Below are 18202 nucleotides of genomic sequence, written 5' to 3'. Positions count from 1 at the left end.
AGAGGACATCAGAATCGGACATAACGCCCGCATTTTGGTCCGTCTCCTCACAGTGACGGAGGCACAGCAGTGCACGGCGTCAAGGGAGGCCACGAGGTGCTTCAACATGCCCGTCATCATGAATGTGGCCGAAGCCCGGAAGGACCTTGCGCTCGCGACGCTCTCGGCGATCACACACGCTGACAGGCTGGGCAACCGCTCTGCCGCGCAACAGTGGAGGAACCTGGTGGCCGTGGATCTCTCCTTCTGCACCTCGCCGCTCTCCGAGGAGATCCGCGACGAAGGCCGAGCACAGGGCCTCGCGCACGGCCGAGCCGAGGACGTCCTGCTCGTCCTTGGCGTGCGTGGCATCGAGATCAGCGACGGAACCCGCGAGAAGGTCACGGCCTGCACCGATCCGGAACTTCTGAGCCAGTGGTTGGTCCGCGCCATCCGTGCCACCACCGCCGAAGAGATCTTCGGTGAGGAGCCCTCCGCCGATCGTCCATCCTGGACGGCACGTGATCTGCATGCAAGGACCGCTCCGATAGCCGTGGTCGTGCACGGATGAACCACCTCGGTGACGCGAACCTGCGCACCTGGACGCTGCGCTTCATGGCGCTCCTCGCCGCCGACACCCAGGATCAGCTTGCCTGGCTGCGCGAGCGTCAGCTGGAGACGAAGGACGTCGTCGACGAGCTGGAGCTCATCTGCCAGATCTCCGAAGGGCTCGCGGAGCGCGGAGCCTTCGAGCCAGAGGACCTGTGCTCCTTCCGGGCCATAGGCCGTCGCCTCGGCGAGATCGACGCCACCTCCCGGACCGGTCGCTGGGCCGACGCGCTGTCCGCGGATCCGGCGTGGAGCGAGATACGCCATCTCGCCCGCCAGATCCTCCTCGCGACGCTGGGCGACTGGCGTCAGCCACTGCCACGCCCCTGAGTGCCACCGGGAGGTCAGACGGTCAGCGCCGCAAGCTCCGCGTCGGCGCGCTCGGTGACCAGGGCGAGGACGCGTCCGGCGGCGGCCAGGTCCTCGGCGGGTATCCCGCCCCAGATGCGGGCGCTGAGGGGAGCGGTCTCCGCGCCGACGGAGGCGAGCAGCTCGCGTCCCGCGTCTGTGGGGCGAAGGTGCGCGCCGTCCGCATCGAGCAGTTGCTCGGCGATCAGTTCGTCGAGGGTGGCGCGGATGCCGGCCGGATCGGCCTTGAGGTAGCCCTGGACCTGGGCGACGAGATCGTCCGGCGTCTGCGGGGCGTCGGTGGTGATGGCCGCGCGCAGGACGATCTGCCCCTGGAACGTGCTGCCGTGCCGGGCCAGGACGTGCTCCAGGACGCCGCGGGCGGCGTAGTGGGCCAGGCCGAGGGTGCGGGCGTCGGCGACGGGTCCGGTGGTGGACGTATCGGTCATGGTGGTGTCCCCTGAGTGCTCTCGTCGTTCGGTACGGATGGAGCGATGGGTGCATCGAGCAGGGTCAGCAGCTCGTCGGTGAACGCGCGCGTCCGCGGGGCGTCGAGGCCGCCGAGCGGCTCCAGCACCTGCTGAAGCAGTTCCTGGACCACCACGATGGCCCGCTGCACGACGGCCTGGCCCTGCTCCGTGAGGGCGAGCTGTACGGCGCGCGGGTCGCGGGGATCTCGGGTGCGCTCGATCAGGCCATCCGACTCCAGGGCGCGCGCCAGCTTCGAGACGTACAGCGCCTCCAAGCCGGTGTGGTCGGCGAGCCGGCGCTGACTGGGCCGCTCGCCGACGCCTTGCAAGCCGTGCAGTGACGCGGCCAGTACGTACTGCGCGTGGGTGAGGCCCAGCGGTGCCACCGCGCGATCGACCGCGACACGCCACTTGTTGGCGAGCCGCCACACCAGAAAACCGGGTGTGGGGCCCGGCGAACCCTTACTCATGTCGAATAGAGTACTTAGCTACTATGTCCATGGCTACTGTTTTCGGCGGGTGGGACGGCGGTCCGATCGGCGGGTACGGCTCCGTCTGCCGGCCCGGGCGGCGACAGGGGACGGAACAGCCGCTTCAGGCGAGCTCCTTCCGGGACGGCACGACGACGCCGTACAGGTCGGCGATGGTGGCGAGCGCGCTGTAGTGCACCTGGTGGGCGTCCAGTTCGGTTCCGGCGACCGGCAGCGCCCGGGTGGCGCTGGCGTCGGCCACGACAGTGGGGCGGTTGCCGCGCAGGAAGGCGCCCTGGGCGGTGAAGGCCACGCACATGTGCGTCATGAAACCCGCGATGACCAGATCGGTGTTGCCCGCATCGTCGACGTGCCGGCCCAGGTCCGTCCCGACGAAGGCGTCCGGCGCCCGCTTCACGACGACGGGCTCACCGTCGACCGGTGCGACGCGGGGGTGGATCCGGCCGATCTCGGCCCGGATGTCGTACGGGGTGCCCTCGCCGCCGTCGTTGATGACATGGATGACCTTCGTGCCCTCCTGGCGGGCCCGGGCCAGCAGCTCGGCCGCGGCGTCCAGTGCGGCCTGCCAGCCGTCCAGCTCCATCACACCGGTCGTGTAGGTGTTCTGGTAGTCGATGAGGACCAGGGTCGATCCGGCGAGCTTCGCGGGGGTGTCGTCGAGACCGTTGAGCCGGCGCAGCGTCGTTCTGGGCATGGGGAACCACCTGGGGATCGAATGTCGGAGAGCAGCTCACCGGTGCGGTGACCTGCGCCTATGACGCTATGGCCACAACCGTGTGTCGGCAATGTCGTCTAACCTGCAGAAACCGACATCGACTTCACCGGCCCCGGGAGTTTCGTGAGCACCGTCAGACGGCTGATCGTCATCGTTCTCTTCGCCGGCGTCGACCTGCTCGACGTCACCGGCCCCCCGGAGGTGTTCTCCCTCGCGCGACGCGAGTCGGACGAAGCGGCGGGTTACGACGTGGTCCTCGCCGCCGAGACCATGGCCCCTGTCACGACCGGCGCCGGGGTACGCGTCCTCCCGGACGTCACCTTCGACGATCTGTCCACGAAGCGCATCGACACCCTGATCGTGCCCGGCGCGGTCGAGATCGACAGCCGTCGCCGCGTGCACCCGCTCACCGACCCCCACGTGGTGGCGCGGGTGAAGCAACTCGCCGACCGCACCCGGAGGGTCACCTCCGTCTGCGTCGGAGCGCACATCCTGGCGGCCGCCGGCCTGCTCGACGGAAAGCGCGCGACCACCCACTGGTCGACCGCGCAGCAGCTCGCCGCCGACCACCCGGCCGTCGAGGTCGACGCCGATCCGATCTTCGTCCGCGAGGGCGATGTGTGGACCGGCGCGGGAATCAGCGCCTGCCTCGATCTCTCACTCGCCCTCGTCGCGGACGACCTCGGCGAAGCCATCGCGCTGAGTGTCGCGCGGCAACTCGTGATGTACCTGAAACGGCCGAGCGGGCAGAGTCAGTTCAGCGTTCCCCTGGAGCAACTGTCCACGACGCGGCGCATCGAAGACCTCCGCCACCACATCATGCGCAACATCGGCGAGCCGCTCACCGTCGCGGACCTAGCCGAATACGCCCACATCAGTGACCGGCAGCTCACCCGGATCTTCAAGACCGAACTCGGCACGACTCCGCACGCCTACATCGAATCGGCCCGTGTCGAGGCGGCGCGGAGCCGGCTCGAATCCACCGACGCCACCCTCGAACGCGTCGCGTCCGCGTGCGGATTCGGCACCGTGGACACCCTCGTCAGGGCGTTCCGCCGCCGACTCGACACGACACCGACCGAGTACCGGCGCCGCTTCCGGACCGGCAGGGCCTGAGCGGCGCCACCTCGGCCCCCGGCGGTCTCAGGCGGAAGCCGAGAGCGCGGCGGCGGTCTCCCGTGCGAACGCGTCAGGGTTGTCCAGCATGATGTTGTGCCCGCAGTCCGGGACCGGGACCAGCCGCACACCGGCTTCGGTGAGCGCCCCGGCCCCGGCAGGCGCGCCGTCGGCCTCCGGGTACAGGTAGGTACGGGGGACGGTCAGCTCCAGCAGCAGCTCACGCATCGTGGGAGTGGTCCCGCGGGTGAGGTGCACGGCGGTGCGGTGGAGGCCCTCCAGGCCGGCCAGGCGCATCGTGGACCACCAGTGGGGGCCCGCCAGGTCGCGGATCTGCCGCCACCCGCCCGCCAGGAAGTCGGCCTCGGAGAGCGCGGCGATCCCGCTGCTTCCCGGGGCGCCGAGTACGGGCGTCACGGGGTCGAGATTCGCGTCCACCAGGACCAGCCGTGACACCAGCCGCGGGTGACGTGCCGCCAGGACCACGGCGACGGAGCCGCCCATGCTGTGCGCCACCAACTCCGCGCCGATGAGGCCCGCGTGCGTCAGGGCGGTGGCCAGCGCGTCGGCGTGTGATTCCAGGCGGTAGTCGAAGCCCGTCGGCCGGTCGCTGATGCCGTGCCCCAGCAGGTCGACGAGCAGGGACCTGCGGCCGGTGAGCAGCGGGTGCGCGGCGGCCTGTGCGAAGTAGGCGGGGGAGGTGGCGCCGAGGCCGTGCACATGGACGCGGGCCGGCTCCTCTCCGGGCAGCTCCACCCAGCGGATCCGGTCCCCTCCGGGGGTCACAGCAGCATCGCGCACGCGTCGCCCTCCAACTCCTGACTCACCGGAAGAGCGTACGAGACGCCCGGCGTCGAGGCGTCGTCGGGAGCTTGCGGACAGAGAGCGGCCCGATACGGAGGGCTGGGCTGTCCGCAGCCTCCCGATGACGGTGTCGCCGGAGAGGCCCCGGCGTCGGCCCGGGATGGGCCGGCGGGGAAGCGACGCCCGGACCTCTCCGCGCAGTGACCGGCCCGGCCGGCCGGGCGCGTGGGGCCCGGGGTGCCGGACCCCCGGCCGGCCGGGCCGGAGTCGGGACGAACTTAACAGCCCCGCAATATTTTGCGTAAGACCTTGCAGGACTCTTTTTCCAGTATTTCGAGGATGTGAGCGGGAGGTAATCGCGTCGTGTCCAGGGGGTTGACCAGGGCAGGTCAGGCTCGTACGGTCTGCCGCACACGAAGTTTTGCATCCTTGCTGCAAGAACCTTCATGAGCCTTGACGGCACGGCGCGTTGCCACGTGAGGCTGCTCCGCCATCCCCGCACCTTCCCCCACCGCAGGAGGAACGTCATGGCACGCAGACCCCTGTCTGCCGCGCTCGCCCTCGCCACGGGCGCCGCAGTCCTCGCTGTCCCCGCCGGGTTCGGCGCCGGGACCGCCCAAGCCGCGCCGCCCGGCGAGAAGGACGTCACCGCGGTGATGTTCGAGTGGAAGTTCGACTCCGTGGCCAAGGCGTGCACGGACAGCCTCGGCCCTGCCGGCTACGGCTACGTCCAGGTCTCGCCGCCCCAGGAACACATACAGGGCGGCCAGTGGTGGACCTCGTACCAGCCCGTCAGCTACAGGATCGCCGGCCGTCTCGGCGACCGTACGGCCTTCGCGAACATGGTCAGCACGTGCCACGGCGCGGGCGTCAAGGTCATAGCCGACTCGGTCATCAACCACATGTCGGCCGGAACGGGCACCGGCACAGGCGGGTCCTCGTACAGCAAGTACGACTATCCGGGCCTGTACTCGGTCAATGACATGAACGACTGCCAGTCGCAGATCAACAACTACGGCGACCGCGCCAACGTCCAGAACTGCGAACTGGTGGGCCTCGCCGACCTGGACACCGGCGAGGAGTACGTACGCGGCAAGATCGCCGGCTACCTCAACGACCTGCTCTCCCTCGGCGTCGACGGCTTCCGCATCGACGCCGCCAAGCACATCCCGGCCGGCGACCTCGCCAACATCAAGTCCAGGCTCAGCAACCCCGGCGTGTACTGGAAGCACGAGGCCATCTACGGGGCCGGCGAGGCCGTCTCGCCCACCGAGTACCTCGGCAGCGGCGACGTCCAGGAGTTCCGCTACGGCCGCAGCCTCAAGCAGGTGTTCAACAACGAGAACCTCGCCAACCTCAAGAACTTCGGCGAGGGCTGGGGCTTCATGGAGTCGGGCAGGTCCGCCGTCTTCGTCGACAACCACGACACCGAACGCGGTGGCGACACCCTGAACTACAAGGACGGCGCCAACTACACCCTGGCGAGCGTCTTCATGCTGGCCTATCCCTACGGCTCCCCGGATGTCCACTCCGGCTACGAGTGGTCCGACAAGGACGCGGGCCCGCCCAGCGGCGGCCAGGTCAACGCCTGCTACAGCGAAGGCTGGAAGTGCCAGCACGCCTGGCGCGAGATCTCCTCCATGGTCGGCTTCCGCAACGCCGCCCGTGGCCAGGGCGTCTCGAACTGGTGGGACAACGGTGGTGACCAGATCGCCTTCGGCCGGGGCTCCAAGGCGTACGTCGCCATCAACCACGAGGGCTCCTCGCTGACCCGCACGTTCCAGACGTCGCTGCCCGCCGGTGACTACTGCGACGTCCAGTCCGGCAAGGGCGTCACCGTCAACGGCTCCGGACAGTTCACCGCCACCTTGGGCGCGAACACCGCCGTCGCGCTGCACGTCAACGCCCGTACCTGCTCCGGCGGTACCACCCCGGACCCGGGGGCCGGTCAGTCCGGTGCCTCGTTCGGGGTCAGTGCCACCACCCAGCCCGGCCAGAACGTCTACGTCACTGGCAGCCAGGCCGCGCTCGGCAACTGGGCGCCCGGCAGTGCGCTGAAGCTCGACCCGGCGACGTACCCCGTCTGGAAGCTCGATGTCGCCCTGCCCGCCGGGACGTCGCTCGAGTACAAGTACGTCCGCAAGGACGCGAGCGGCAACGTCACCTGGGAGAGCGGCGCCAACCGCACCGCCACCGTGCCCGCCTCCGGCAAAGCCGCCCTGACCGCCGACGTCTGGCGCAGCTGAACCACACCCGGCGGGCCGGGGACGCGAGGGTGAGCGTCCCCGGCCCGCACCGCTCCACACCGCCCGATCCCCGAAAGAGGAGTACCCGCCCGTGTCCCGAACCACCCTCCGGCGGGGAGCCGTCGCCGCACTGTGCGCGGCGCTGCTGCCCGTCGTGCCGGCGGCCTCCGCGTCCGCCGCGCCCAGACCGCCCTCCCCGCCCTCGGACGCGAAACTCGCCGGGGAACCGGCCAGGAACGACCTGACCCGCGAGCAGTTCTACTTCGTGCTGCCGGACCGGTTCGCCAACGGCGACACCTCCAACGACCGGGGCGGCCTCAACGGCTCGCGGCTGGAGACCGGCTACGACCCCACGGACAAGGGCTTCTACCAGGGCGGCGACCTCAAGGGCCTCACCCAGCGGCTCGACTACATCAAGGGCCTCGGCACCACCGCGATCTGGCTCGCCCCGATCTTCAAGAACCGTCCCGTCCAGGGCACGGGCGACAACGCGTCGGCCGGCTACCACGGCTACTGGATCACCGACTTCACCCAGGTCGACCCGCACTTCGGGACCAACGCCGACCTCACGAAGCTGATCGACAAGGCCCACGGCAAGGGCATGAAGGTCTTCTTCGACGTCATCACCAACCACACGGCGGACACAGTCGACTACGCCGAGAAGACGTACGGCTACAAGCCCAAGGGCGCCTTCCCGTACCTCGACGAGAACGGCCGTCCCTTCGACGACACCCAGGGCGTCGAGGACGTGGACGCGGGCTCCTTCCCGTACACCCCGGTGAACACGGGGAAGAAGGTCCCCGCCTGGCTCAACGACAGCACGATGTACCACAACCGGGGCGACTCGACCTACGCCGGCGAGTCCACCGAGTACGGCGACTTCTCCGGCCTCGACGACCTGTGGACCGAGCGCCCCGAGGTCGTCTCCGGCATGGAGAAGATCTACGAGAAGTGGGTCCGCGACTTCGACATCGACGGCTTCCGCATCGACACCGTCAAACACGTCGACCTCGACTTCTGGACCCGGTGGGCCACCGCCCTCGACGACTACGCGGCGAAGCGCGGCCGCGACGACTTCTTCATGTTCGGCGAGGTCTACTCCGCCGACACCGCGATCACCTCGCCCTACGTGACGCGGGGCAGGCTCGACGCCACGCTCGACTTCCCCTTCCAGGAAGCCGCCCGGCAGTACGCCTCCCAGGGCGCCCCGGCCTCGAAGCTCGCCTCGGTCTACGGTGACGACTACCGCTACACCACCGACAAGGCCAACGCCTACGAGCAGGTCACCTTCCTCGGCAACCACGACATGGGCCGCATCGGCACCTTCCTGAAGCAGGACAACCCGAAGGCCGGCGACGCCGAGCTCCTGGACCGCGCCCGCCTCGCCGACGAGCTGATGTTCCTCGGCCGCGGCAACCCGGTCGTCTACTACGGCGACGAGCAGGGCTACACCGGAGCGGGCGGCGACAAGGACGCCCGCCAGACGATGTTCGCGTCGAAGACCGCCGACTACCTCGACGACGACCAGCTGGGCACCGACCGTACGCACGCCTCCGACGCCTACGACACGACCCACCCGCTCTACCGCTCCATAGCGGCCCTGTCGAAGCTCACCGAGGAGCACCCGGCGCTGCGCGACGGTGTGCAGACCGAGCGCTACTCCAAGGACTCCGTCCACGCCTTCTCGCGTACGGACGCCAAGCGCCCGTACGAATACGTCGTGGCAGCCAACAACGCCACCGAGGCGAAGACCGTCGAGCTGCCCACCGAGTCGGCCGGCATGAACTTCCGCACCCTGTACGGCGGTTCCGGTGCCGTCCGCAGCGGCTCCGACAAGACCGTCGAGGTCACCGTGCCCGCGCTGTCCAGCGTCGTGCTCCGCGCCGACAAGCCGCTCGGCACCACCGCCACCAAGCCGTCGGTCACCCTGAAGGCTCCGGCCGCCGGAGCCACCGGCACCGTCGAGCTCAGTGCCGACGTCGACGGCGGCGGGCTCAACCGCGTCGTCTTCGCCGCGCAGACCGGCAACGGCAAGTGGGTCACCCTCGGCTCCGCCGATCACGCGCCGTACAAGGTCACCCAGCACCTGGACGAGTCGGTGAAGGCCGGGACCGCGCTGCGCTACAAGGCCGTGGTCGTCGACCGCGCCGGACGCACCGCGAGCGCCCTGGCCTCCACCACCGCGGGCCAGGCACCGCCCGCCCCGAAGCCCGTCGCCGTCGAACGTGACCACGCCGTCGTCCACTACAAGCGCGCCGACGGCGACTACGAGGGCTGGCAGCTGAAGTCCGGCGGCAAGAGCGCCGACTTCATCGGCCGGGACGCCTACGGAGCCTTCGCCTGGATCGATCTCGACGAGGGTGCCTCCTCGGTCCCGTACACGGTCGAGAGGAACGGCACGGCCGACGGCCCCGAGCGCACCGTCGACCTGGCCAGGACCGGCCAGGTCTGGATCGAGCAGGGCAAGGACGAGCAGGCCACCGAGGCTCCCGAGGCCCCGGCGCAGGACACCTCCAAGGCCGTCCTGCACTACCACCGCGCCGACGGCGACTACGACGGCTGGGGCCTGCACACCTGGACGGGTGCCTCCGCCCCCACGGACTGGGCGAAGCCCCTGCAGCCCGTGAAGACCGACGCCTACGGCGTCACCTTCGAGGTGCCGCTCACCGACGGCGCCACCTCGCTCAGCTACATCCTCCACAAGGGCGACGAGAAGGACCTCCCGAGCGACCAGTCCCTCGACATCGCCTCGTACGGGCACGAGGTCTGGATGCTCGGCGGGAAGTCCGGCTACCTGCTGCCGCAGGCCGGCGGCGTGCCCACCCCGGACCTGACCGAGGCCGAGGCCCAGTGGATCGACGCGAACACCGTCGTCTGGAAGGTGAAGGCCACCGACGCCACAAGCCAGCAGCTCGTGTATGCCAAGAACGGCGGCATCTCCGTCGTCGACGGCGCCCTCTCCGACGAGGGGCGGTGGCTCCGGCTCGGCGCCACCGAACTCACCGACGCCCAGAAGGCGAAGTACCCGCACCTCAAGGACTATCCGGCGTTCACCGTCGACACCCGTGACCGGGACAGGGTCCGCGAATCCCTGCGCGGCCAGCTGATCGCCACCCAGCGCGCCGCCAACGGCGCCCTGCTCGCCGCCACCGGCGTACAGACCGCTGGTGTGCTGGACGCCCTGTACGGGAAGGCCGCGAGCGGCGCCGCCCTCGGACCCGTCTTCCGCAAGAGCGGCCCGACGCTCTCCGTCTGGGCACCCACCGCCCGCACCGTCTCGCTCGAACTCGGCGGGAAGACCGTCCCGATGCGGCGCGACGACCGCACCGGCGTCTGGTCGGTCACCGGCGGGAAGAGCTGGAACGGCAAGCCCTACCGCTACGCCGTCCAGGTCTGGGCACCCACCGTCCAGAAGATGGTCACCAACAAGGTGACCGATCCCTACTCCACCGCCCTGACCGCCGACTCCGCCCGCAGCCTCGTCGTCGACCTCGACGACCCGAAGCTCGCTCCACGCGGCTGGCCCGGCCTGAAGAAGCCCGCCGCCGTCCCGATGCGCGACGCCCAGATCCAGGAGCTGCACATCCGCGACTTCTCGGTGACGGACACCACGTCGAAGCACCCCGGCGAGTACCTCGCCTTCACCGACACCCGCTCCGACGGCATGAAGCACCTCAAGGAGCTCGCGGACTCCGGCACCAGCTACGTCCACCTGCTGCCCGCCTTCGACATCGGGACGATCCCCGAGAAGAAGTCCGACCAGCAGAAGCCGGCTTGCGACCTGTCCGTCTACGCCCCCGACTCGGAGGAACAGCAGGCCTGCGTCGCGAAGGCCGCCGCGAAGGACGCCTTCAACTGGGGATACGACCCGCTGCACTACACGGTCCCCGAGGGCAGTTACGCCTCCGACCCCGACGGCCCGAAGCGCACAGCCGAGTTCCGGCAGATGGTGCAGGGGCTCAACGGCGCCGGACTGCGGACCGTCATGGACGTCGTCTACAACCACACCGTCGCCTCCGGCCAGGACGACAAGTCCGTCCTCGACAGGATCGTGCCCGGCTACTACCAGCGGCTCCTGGAGGACGGCACCGTCGCCACCTCGACCTGCTGCGCCAACACCGCGCCCGAGAACACCATGATGGGCAAGCTCGTCGTGGACTCGATCGTCACCTGGGCCAAGGAGTACAAGGTCGACGGCTTCCGCTTCGACCTGATGGGACACCACCCCAAGGAGAACATCCTCGCGGTCCGGGAGGCCCTCGACGAGCTGACCGTCGCCAAGGACGGCGTCGACGGGAAGAAGATCATCCTGTACGGCGAGGGCTGGAACTTCGGTGAGATCGCCGATGACGCCCGCTTCGTCCAGGCCACCCAGAAGAACATGGCCGGCACCGGCATCGCCACCTTCTCCGACCGCTCCCGCGACGCCGTGCGCGGCGGCGGCCCCTTCGACGAGGACCCCGGTGTCCAGGGCTTCGCCTCCGGCCTCTACACCGACCCCAACACCTCGGCAGCCAACGGCACCGAGGCCGAACAGAAGGCCCGGCTGCTCCACTACCAGGACCTGATCAAGGTCGGCCTCACCGGCAACCTCGCCGACTACACCTTCACCGACACCCAGGGCCGTACGGTCAAGGGCTCGGCCGTCGACTACAACGGCGCCCCCGCCGGATACGCCGCGGCACCCGGTGACGCGCTCGCCTACGCCGACGCCCACGACAACGAAACCCTCTACGACGCCCTCGCCTTCAAGCTCCCGGCGGACACCTCGGCCGCCGACCGGGCCCGCATGCAGGTCGTGGCGATGGCCACCGCCGTGCTCTCGCAGGGACCGGCGCTCTCCCAGGCCGGCACCGACCTGCTCCGCTCCAAGTCGCTGGACCGCAACTCCTACGACAGCGGCGACTGGTTCAACGCGCTGCACTGGGACTGCCGCAAGGGCAACGGCTTCGGACGGGGACTGCCGCCCGCCGCCGACAACAAGGACAAGTGGTCCTACGGCAAACCGCTGCTGACCGCCGCCGCGCTCACCCCCGGGTGCGCGCAGATCACCGGCGCCTCCGCCGCGTACCAGGACCTGCTCACCATCCGCACCACCGAGAAGGACTTCGGCCTCGCCACCGCCGAGCAGGTCCAGGACACCCTGTCCTTCCCGCTCTCCGGCAAGGAGGAGACCCCCGGCGTGATCACGATGCGCCTGGGCGACCTGGTCGTCGTCATGAACGCCACCCCCGGTACGCAGAGCCAGGACATCCCCGGGCTCGCCGGGAAGGCGTACGCCCTGCATCCCGTCCAGGCGGCGGGCGCGGACGCCGCCGTCAAGAAGTCCTCGTACGAGAAGAAGGCGGGCAGCTTCACCGTCCCGGGACGCACGGTCGCCGTGTTCACCCGGAGCTGACGCCCGCCGCTCCGGCCGGCCCCGGCTCCCGCCTCTCGTGGCGGAAGCCGGGGCCGGCCGCGTTCTGCGTGGTGACCGCGCTCACGTGAAAACTACGGCGGCAGGGGGGTGCGGACTTTTCGCCGGTCCTCGGCCCATCACCTGCGCCCGCCGAAGTCCCAGTCATGAACTTCCACGCCGGCATACCGGTCCGGCGTCAGGACGGCGCGCGCCGTGTCCGGGTCGGAGGCCGTGAGCAGCACCGCCGTACCCAGCCAGGTGGCGCCGTCGTCGGACAGCAGCGGCCCGTACGCGATCAGCTCGTCCCGGTCGGGCGGCACCGCGAGGTCGGCGGGCCGGCCCGAGCCGAGGCCCAGCACCAGGTAGCGGTTGCCACCGGTCCGGTCACCGGGGAACTCCCACATGGTGCGCCCCAGCAGGTTGCGCCACCGGCGCAGCAGTACGTCCCGGTAGGCGCCGGCCTGGTAGTTGGGCTCGTCGAATGCGAACGCGCGGGCGGTGGCGGCATCGGGCAGGTCGACGATGTGCACGCTGCCGGTGGGTGTCTCGTCGTCGGCGAAGGTCGGGCCGCGAGCGATCAGCTCCTCGGCGTACCGGTCCATGTAGGACCAGTGCTCTTCCACCAGCTCGTTGCGTAACGTGAGGGAGCCGGGCCGGTCGCGGTGGTAACAGAAGAACTCCATACCCACAGTCTGCGCTCACTTGTGCGGGCGGCGGGATCACGCGAAGCTGATGCCGTACACGTGCGTGCACGCTGTACATGTATACGGACCCGCACCCGCAACCAGGAGCGCTTGATGCCGCAGATCACCGTCGACTACTCCGCCGAGCTCGACGACAGCTTCGACCGCCGCGGTTTCGCCCTCGCCCTGCACCCGCTCGTCGCCGAGACCGTCTCCACCAAGGTCCCCGCCTGCAAGACCCGCTTCCGCAGGGCCGAGGACTCCGTCGTCGGTGACGCCCCGGCCGGAGACTCCATCGTGAACGTCTCCATCGCGATGCTGCCCGGCCGGACCCCCGAGATCAAGGCGCAGCTGACGGAGGCCGTCCTGGAGCTGCTGTCCGGGCACCTGAAGCCGGTCGACGGCATCACCGTCCACGCCTCGGCCGAGGTGCGGGACCTGGACGCGTCCTACCGCAAGAACTGAGGAAGCCGCTGCGGCGGGACGGCCGGGGCGGCGGGGGCCAGGACCGAGAGCCTGGAGAGCAGTTCACCGAACGGGCCGTCCGCCGGCTCCTGCGCGAAGACCCGCAGCATGATGCCGGCCATCTCCTGGTCGTACGCGGCGCTCACCGACGCCAGCGCCGCGAAGTCGTGCACCAGCTGCAACTCCAGCTCTCCACGCGGAATGCGCTTCCCGTCGAGCCAGAGCAGCGCCGTCGACTCCGCCAGCGACACCCAGGACCGCACGACGAGCTCCAGCCTGGCGGGCGGGTGCGGGACGCCGAGATGCGCGACGATCTGCTCGTACGCCGCCTGCCGCACCCCGTCCACCAGGGCGTCGGCCGTGGAGGAACCGCCCACCGGGCCGCCTCGCATCAGCGCGGCGAAGCCCGGACCGTGCTCCTCGACGAAGTCGAAGAACCGGCGCATCACCCGCATCAGGCGAGCCCCCAGGGGCCCTTCGTGCGCCTCCAGGAAGCGGCCCGCAAGCTCGTCGGCGGCCCTCTTCAGCGCCGCCTCGTACAGGCTGCGCTTCCCCGGGAAGTAGTGGTAGACGAGCGGGCGCGAGATGCCGGCCGCCGCCGCGATCTCGTCGATGGACACATCGTCGGGCGAGCGGTGACTGAACAACTCCAGCGCGACACCGATCAACTGGGCCCTGCGCTCATCGACGCCCATCCTGCGTCGCACCCCGGTCGTCATGCCGAACAGCCTAACGGGACAGGGCAAGTGACCTGCGCCTGCCCGCCCCCGGCCTCAGCGCAGGGAGCCCACCCGGCTGCCGTCCGCCAGCAGCCCGTCCAGCCGGGGCCGGTCGCCCTCCCTGGCGGGCAGCGCCAGCAACCGCCCGTGCGCCTTGCCCCGCACACCTCCGGTCGCGGTCAGGACGGCGAACTGCCGTGAGCCCGCCGCCAGTACGTACCACCGGCCGCCGTCCGACTTCCAGAGCACGCCCGCCAGCACCCGGGGCCTGCGTATCCCGCAGTCCGGCGAGTCCACGGCACGGGCCGCGACCGCCGCCGGCGCCCCGGCGCCGCCCGAGAGCTCGGGCGGCGCCTGGAACTGGGCCAGGACCCTGCTGCCCGTGCCCCGCCAGGTGTCCGCCCTGGTGCAGAACCACAGGGCGTCCCCCTCTCCCTCCGGCAGCCGCTGCTTCGCGTACTGCCAGGAGTTCACCGACCGCACGCCGTTGGACCGCACCGCCGGCAGCAGACAGGCCGTGCGCGCCCAGCTCTCCCGCTCGGCCCGGCCCGCCACGTCGTGCGGGGCCGACGGCGCACCGGAGGTGAGGCGTACGGGAGTGATCTCACCGAGATCCGTCAACAGCCGCGCCGCGGTGCCGTCCCGCGACTCCAGGGCCTGCCAGGAACGGCAGTCGGCCCGGCCGCCCTCCTCGGTCTCCGGCAGCGTCAGCGGGTCCGTCACCCCGTGACGGTCGCGGGCCAGCGGCCGGGCCGCCTCGTGCGGCGCGAGCAGGTCGCGTACGCCGACGTCCCGCACCCAGGGCGCGGTCAGATAGCGGATCCGGCCGGCACGGCGCTCCACCACCAGGGCGCTCGCCGCCACCGCGTCCGCGCCGTCCACCCGGGCGAAGTCCAGCGCGGCACCCCCGGACGGATCGGCGTTGCGGGGCTCGGCGTAGCGCACGACGCGCAGGCCGTCGTGGAACAGCACCACGGCAGCCCGGCCCACCTCGCCCGCGTACAGCAGCTGCGGCGGTCCCATCGGCGGCCCGCCGGGCGTCCCGGGCGTCGCCGTCGCGGCCACCGCCGGGCCGGGCCGTGCCCACGCGGCGAGGGCGCGGCCCAGCAGGCCGGTGTCCCCGGCCCGGTCGCCGCGTGTGGGCCAGACGGTGAAGTCCCTGCGCGTGGAGCCCCGCCAGAGCCCGCCGGGCACCCGGCGAACCTCGGCCGGGTCCAGGGCCTGCTGGGCGGCGTGGTTGCGTGAGTAGAGCGGGGCGGAAGAGGCGCCGGGTCCGCCCAGGCCGTCCCCCGGCATCAGCACGAGAGTCCCGCAGACCAGCAGGGCGCCGGCACCGGCCAGAAGGGCCCGTCCGCGCCGCCGGCGGCGGACCGGATCGGTCGGCCTGGCCTGCAGCGAGCACGGGTCGAACTCCGGTGAGGCCAGCAGGGCGTGGGGCGCCGTGAGCGAGTCGGCCTCCAGCAGCGCCGCCCGGGGGTCGTCGACATCCGCCGCCTCCAGGACCCGGCACACCTCGGCGTCGTCGAGCCCTTCGAGCCCCCGCAGCACATGTGCGGCCCGGCAGGGCCCCGACGTGTCGGCCAGCGCCTGCTCCAGAGCCAGCTCGTCCGCGCCGCAGGAGTGCGGGAACAGCCGCAGCCCCCACACCTGCGGCACCAGCGGCGGGAACTGCGCCCGCCGCGGCCGGCCGAACCGGAGCAACGGCAGCCCCGCCTCCAGCGCGGAACGCAGCACCCGGAGACGTACGTACGCGTACGCGCTCCCCGGATCTCCGGTCCGCGCTCCGGCCAGGGCCCGCTGGACCAGCCAGTGGGCCGACAACACCCGCCGGTTACGGCCGAGGGAGGGGGCCAGCACGAGATACGCGAGCCGCACCAGCCGGGCGTAGTGCTCGGCCGGCGTGGCCTCGGCCCGCTGCCCGGCGGCCTGCTCCGCATACGGGCGGCCGGCGGACGGCGGTACTGCTCGCAGTGGGGGCATATTCAGCTGAACGAGCGAATGGTGCGATGGTCACTCCGGCGTGCGCGCTCCGGAGCGGGTTGTGCGGTTTCCCCCCGGAAGCCCGGGGCCCCGGGGCACGATGGCCGCATGGCGGAACAGCGGGAGTGGCGACTACGGCGAGCCGGCCGGATGTCCGTGGCCGTGCTGGCGGGGATCGGACTGCTCACCGCGTGCGGCGGGGGAGCGGACGGGGACGACAAGCCCGCCGTGCCGCCCACCGCGAGCGGGACCCTGGAGCAGCTCGCGTCGAAGGCGCGCTGCGAGCCGGACATGCAGACCGATGCCGAGGAGCTCAGGCAAGCCAACTGCACGACGGGCGACGGGCGTTACGTGCTGGCGACCTTCGCCACCGACCGCGGCCAGCGGGAGTGGATCAACGAGGCCAACGACTACGGCGGCTCGTATCTGGTCGGGCGTAAGTGGGTCGCGGTCGGTGACGCGGACGTGGTCACGGCGCTGCGCGGCCGGCTCGGGGGGACGGTGGAGACCGCCTCGCCGCACCACTCGGGGAGCAGTGGCAGTGGGGGGAGCGAGGAAGGGCACTCCGGTCACCACGGGAGCTGACCGCGCAGGCAGAGGGGGCAGGGAGGGGCCGCAGGGTCAGCGGCACCTACGCCCGCCGTTGACGCAGCTCACCACCTTCTTCATCAAGGCGTCGTCGAAGACGTTGATGAAGTCGCCGTGATCGGTCACGGGCTTGTGCAGCTGCTCCGGGAAGGAGTCGACGGCGAAGCCCGGGCCCGGCGGGACGTCGTACACGATGCGCTGGACCAGCTGCGGGATGGCCCTGAAGCCGTCCGGGCACCGCCCGTCGTCCTGGGCGAACGCCACATGGGTGCGGTGGTTGGCGCTGTCGGTGTTCCGCCCGTCCCAGCAGCTCTGGAAGGCGAAGGACCGCACCACCTGACTGCCCTCCGGACAGATCGGGTACTTGTCCTTCAGCTGCCTGTCCTCGAAACCGGTGCAGCTCCAGGACGCGTTGGCATTGGCGTCGCCGTTGGTGAAGGCCTTGGCGTCCCCGGTGATGATCCGCAGGAAGCGCGGCATGGCGGTGACCTTCCCGGCGGGGGAGCCGGTGAACTTCAGCGTGACCTGGGACGGGGTCTGGATCTCCCCGGTGTTCTGGTCCTTGCCCCCGCCGTCCGCGTCCACATCGTCCTCGTCCTGGCCGTTCTGGAGACGGAGCACGGGCCAGTAGTACGTGGACCGGTCGCCCTGGTTGCGGCAGGTCGTCTCCCCGGCGGCCAGGTCGTCGTCGCCGGCGAACGCGTCGGTGGCCTGATTGCCGACGTAGTCGTGCATGTGGTGGGCGCCGTTGCTCACGCCCGGGGCGGCGATGACGTTGTCCGGGTTGAACTTGCCGTTCTCGTTGCGGCCGCAGTCGGTGGTGAACGTACCGCGGGAGGCGCCCCTGCGATCACGGGGGCGGTCGGTGCCGGGCTGGACGGACCGGATGTCGACGAAGTCGGACGCCTCGGGGCCGTTGCCCTCCTGGTCCTGTTCGCCGCCCTGGTCCTGGCCGTCACCCTGGTCCTGGCCTCCACCCTGGCCGCCCTCCTGCCCTTCGTCCTCGCCGCCCTGGTCGCCGTCCCCGCCCCCGCCGTCCTGGCCCTGCTCGTCGTCGGCGCGCAGGCTGCATCCCGCGAGCCCCTCCAGGCCCTGCGGCTGTTCGCCCCGGGCCCGCTCGACGGCGATCCGGATCCGTTCGAGGCTGGCCGCCCGCCTGCTCCTCAGTGGACCGAGCACCGCGTTCCCGGCGAGAGCCGGATCCCGGGCGATCCGCTCCCTGCGGTCCGCGAACTCCCGGTACGCGTCGGTGATCTGCGTATCCATGGCGGCCAGTTCGCGGTCGACCTCCGGCCGCGCCCCGTCCGGCACGTCGGGAAGGGCGATCCCCGCGTCGGGACAGTCGATGGTGGACATCTGGCGAGCCGTGTCCCGGGTCTGCGCCGGAGGCGGACCGGACCCGCCCTCTCCGGCGCTCGCGTAGACATTGACGGCGACCAGCCCACCTCCGCCCAGAGCCAGTGCGGCCGCGGCGGCCACGGCCCGGCCGGCGAGCGTCGAACGTTTCTTGCGCGATGTGCGTCCCATGGAACTCCTCCGCTTCGGTGCTTCGAGTCAGAAGCGTGACGTCCCATACGGACCGGCAGCCCCG

General features: G+C 70.9%; 14 protein-coding genes and 1 pseudogene. 7 read left to right on the top strand and 8 right to left on the bottom strand.

Going from position 1 to position 18202, the window contains the following annotated elements:
• Positions 1–103: 103 nt before the first annotated feature.
• Positions 104–475, top strand: a pseudogene (locus OG379_RS11400) (hypothetical protein); the annotation flags it as partial.
• 71 nt (positions 476–546) lie between these two features.
• Complete coding sequence (locus tag OG379_RS11395; protein WP_405661748.1) at positions 547–918, top strand: hypothetical protein; 372 nt, start codon at positions 547–549, stop codon at positions 916–918.
• Between the two features lie 14 nt (positions 919–932).
• Here the strand turns inward: OG379_RS11395 and OG379_RS11390 are convergent, their stop codons facing one another.
• The 3 genes from OG379_RS11390 to OG379_RS11380 form a co-directional block, all read right to left on the bottom strand.
• Entirely contained in the window at positions 933–1385 is a 453-nt protein-coding gene (locus OG379_RS11390) for a MarR family transcriptional regulator (RefSeq protein ID WP_405661746.1), read from the bottom strand.
• On the bottom strand, positions 1382–1876 hold the full coding sequence (locus tag OG379_RS11385; protein ID WP_405661743.1) for a MarR family winged helix-turn-helix transcriptional regulator: 495 nt from the start codon (positions 1874–1876) through the stop codon (positions 1382–1384). The genes OG379_RS11390 and OG379_RS11385 overlap by 4 nt, the downstream gene beginning before the upstream one ends.
• Before the next feature lie 124 nt (positions 1877–2000).
• Positions 2001–2591 carry a cysteine hydrolase family protein gene (locus tag OG379_RS11380; RefSeq protein WP_393765101.1) on the bottom strand — a complete coding sequence of 197 codons (591 nt, stop codon included), beginning with the start codon at positions 2589–2591 and terminating at the stop codon, positions 2001–2003.
• A gap of 144 nt (positions 2592–2735) precedes the next feature.
• On the opposite strand from OG379_RS11380, the gene OG379_RS11375 reads away from it, so the two are divergent.
• A complete protein-coding gene (locus tag OG379_RS11375) occupies positions 2736–3728 on the top strand; it encodes a GlxA family transcriptional regulator (RefSeq protein WP_405661740.1) in 993 nt (330 codons plus the stop codon).
• Positions 3729–3755: 27 nt separating this feature from the next.
• On the opposite strand, the gene OG379_RS11370 is transcribed toward OG379_RS11375, so the two are convergent.
• Complete coding sequence (locus OG379_RS11370; protein ID WP_405661738.1) at positions 3756–4529, bottom strand: alpha/beta fold hydrolase; 774 nt, start codon at positions 4527–4529, stop codon at positions 3756–3758.
• A gap of 530 nt (positions 4530–5059) precedes the next feature.
• On the opposite strand from OG379_RS11370, the gene OG379_RS11365 reads away from it, so the two are divergent.
• Together OG379_RS11365 and pulA are read left to right on the top strand one after the other, a co-directional pair.
• Positions 5060–6778, top strand: a complete 1719-nt coding sequence (locus tag OG379_RS11365; protein WP_405661735.1) for a carbohydrate-binding module family 20 domain-containing protein — start codon at positions 5060–5062, stop codon at positions 6776–6778.
• 91 nt (positions 6779–6869) lie between these two features.
• Complete coding sequence (gene pulA / locus OG379_RS11360; protein ID WP_405661732.1) at positions 6870–12176, top strand: pullulanase-type alpha-1,6-glucosidase; 5307 nt, start codon at positions 6870–6872, stop codon at positions 12174–12176.
• Between the two features lie 137 nt (positions 12177–12313).
• Here the strand turns inward: pulA and OG379_RS11355 are convergent, their stop codons facing one another.
• Entirely contained in the window at positions 12314–12859 is a 546-nt protein-coding gene (locus OG379_RS11355) for a YciI family protein (RefSeq protein ID WP_405661729.1), read from the bottom strand.
• A 114-nt stretch (positions 12860–12973) separates the two neighbouring features.
• Between OG379_RS11355 and OG379_RS11350 the strand changes: the two genes are divergently transcribed.
• Entirely contained in the window at positions 12974–13324 is a 351-nt protein-coding gene (locus OG379_RS11350) for a 5-carboxymethyl-2-hydroxymuconate Delta-isomerase (protein WP_405661727.1), read from the top strand.
• Here OG379_RS11350 and OG379_RS11345 read toward each other — a convergent pair.
• A complete protein-coding gene (locus OG379_RS11345) occupies positions 13309–14043 on the bottom strand; it encodes a TetR/AcrR family transcriptional regulator (protein ID WP_405661725.1) in 735 nt (244 codons plus the stop codon). The genes OG379_RS11350 and OG379_RS11345 overlap by 16 nt on opposite strands.
• Before the next feature lie 54 nt (positions 14044–14097).
• Positions 14098–16023, bottom strand: coding sequence for a hypothetical protein (locus OG379_RS11340; RefSeq protein WP_405661722.1), 1926 nt, complete (start codon positions 16021–16023; stop codon positions 14098–14100).
• 108 nt (positions 16024–16131) lie between these two features.
• Here OG379_RS11340 and OG379_RS11335 point away from each other — a divergent pair, with 108 nt between their 5' ends.
• Positions 16132–16608 (top strand): hypothetical protein, encoded by a 477-nt coding sequence (locus OG379_RS11335; protein WP_405661719.1) that lies wholly within the window; start codon positions 16132–16134, stop codon positions 16606–16608.
• Between the two features lie 36 nt (positions 16609–16644).
• Here OG379_RS11335 and OG379_RS11330 read toward each other — a convergent pair whose 3' ends face one another.
• The gene (locus OG379_RS11330; protein ID WP_405661717.1) at positions 16645–18138 is read right to left on the bottom strand and encodes a DUF1996 domain-containing protein; all 1494 of its coding nucleotides are present in this window, start codon (positions 18136–18138) and stop codon (positions 16645–16647) included.
• Between the last annotated feature and the right edge of the window lie 64 nt (positions 18139–18202).

It is taken from the genome of Streptomyces sp. NBC_01166 (assembly GCF_045039765.1).
GTDB lineage: Bacteria > Actinomycetota > Actinomycetes > Streptomycetales > Streptomycetaceae > Streptomyces.
Note: the sequence above shows the minus strand (reverse complement) of the source record. Positions and strands in the feature narration are given on the sequence as shown.

Coding starts and splice junctions, on each gene's coding strand:
- OG379_RS11390 (WP_405661746.1), bottom strand. CDS start 1,385: ATGACCGATACGTCCACCACCGGACCCGTCGCCGACGCCCGCACCCTC.
- OG379_RS11350 (WP_405661727.1), top strand. CDS start 12,974: ATGCCGCAGATCACCGTCGACTACTCCGCCGAGCTCGACGACAGCTTC.
- OG379_RS11395 (WP_405661748.1), top strand. CDS start 547: ATGAACCACCTCGGTGACGCGAACCTGCGCACCTGGACGCTGCGCTTC.
- OG379_RS11330 (WP_405661717.1), bottom strand. CDS start 18,138: ATGGGACGCACATCGCGCAAGAAACGTTCGACGCTCGCCGGCCGGGCC.
- OG379_RS11340 (WP_405661722.1), bottom strand. CDS start 16,023: ATGCCCCCACTGCGAGCAGTACCGCCGTCCGCCGGCCGCCCGTATGCG.
- OG379_RS11380 (WP_393765101.1), bottom strand. CDS start 2,591: ATGCCCAGAACGACGCTGCGCCGGCTCAACGGTCTCGACGACACCCCC.
- OG379_RS11365 (WP_405661735.1), top strand. CDS start 5,060: ATGGCACGCAGACCCCTGTCTGCCGCGCTCGCCCTCGCCACGGGCGCC.
- OG379_RS11345 (WP_405661725.1), bottom strand. CDS start 14,043: ATGACGACCGGGGTGCGACGCAGGATGGGCGTCGATGAGCGCAGGGCC.
- OG379_RS11335 (WP_405661719.1), top strand. CDS start 16,132: ATGGCGGAACAGCGGGAGTGGCGACTACGGCGAGCCGGCCGGATGTCC.
- OG379_RS11355 (WP_405661729.1), bottom strand. CDS start 12,859: ATGGAGTTCTTCTGTTACCACCGCGACCGGCCCGGCTCCCTCACGTTA.
- OG379_RS11385 (WP_405661743.1), bottom strand. CDS start 1,876: ATGAGTAAGGGTTCGCCGGGCCCCACACCCGGTTTTCTGGTGTGGCGG.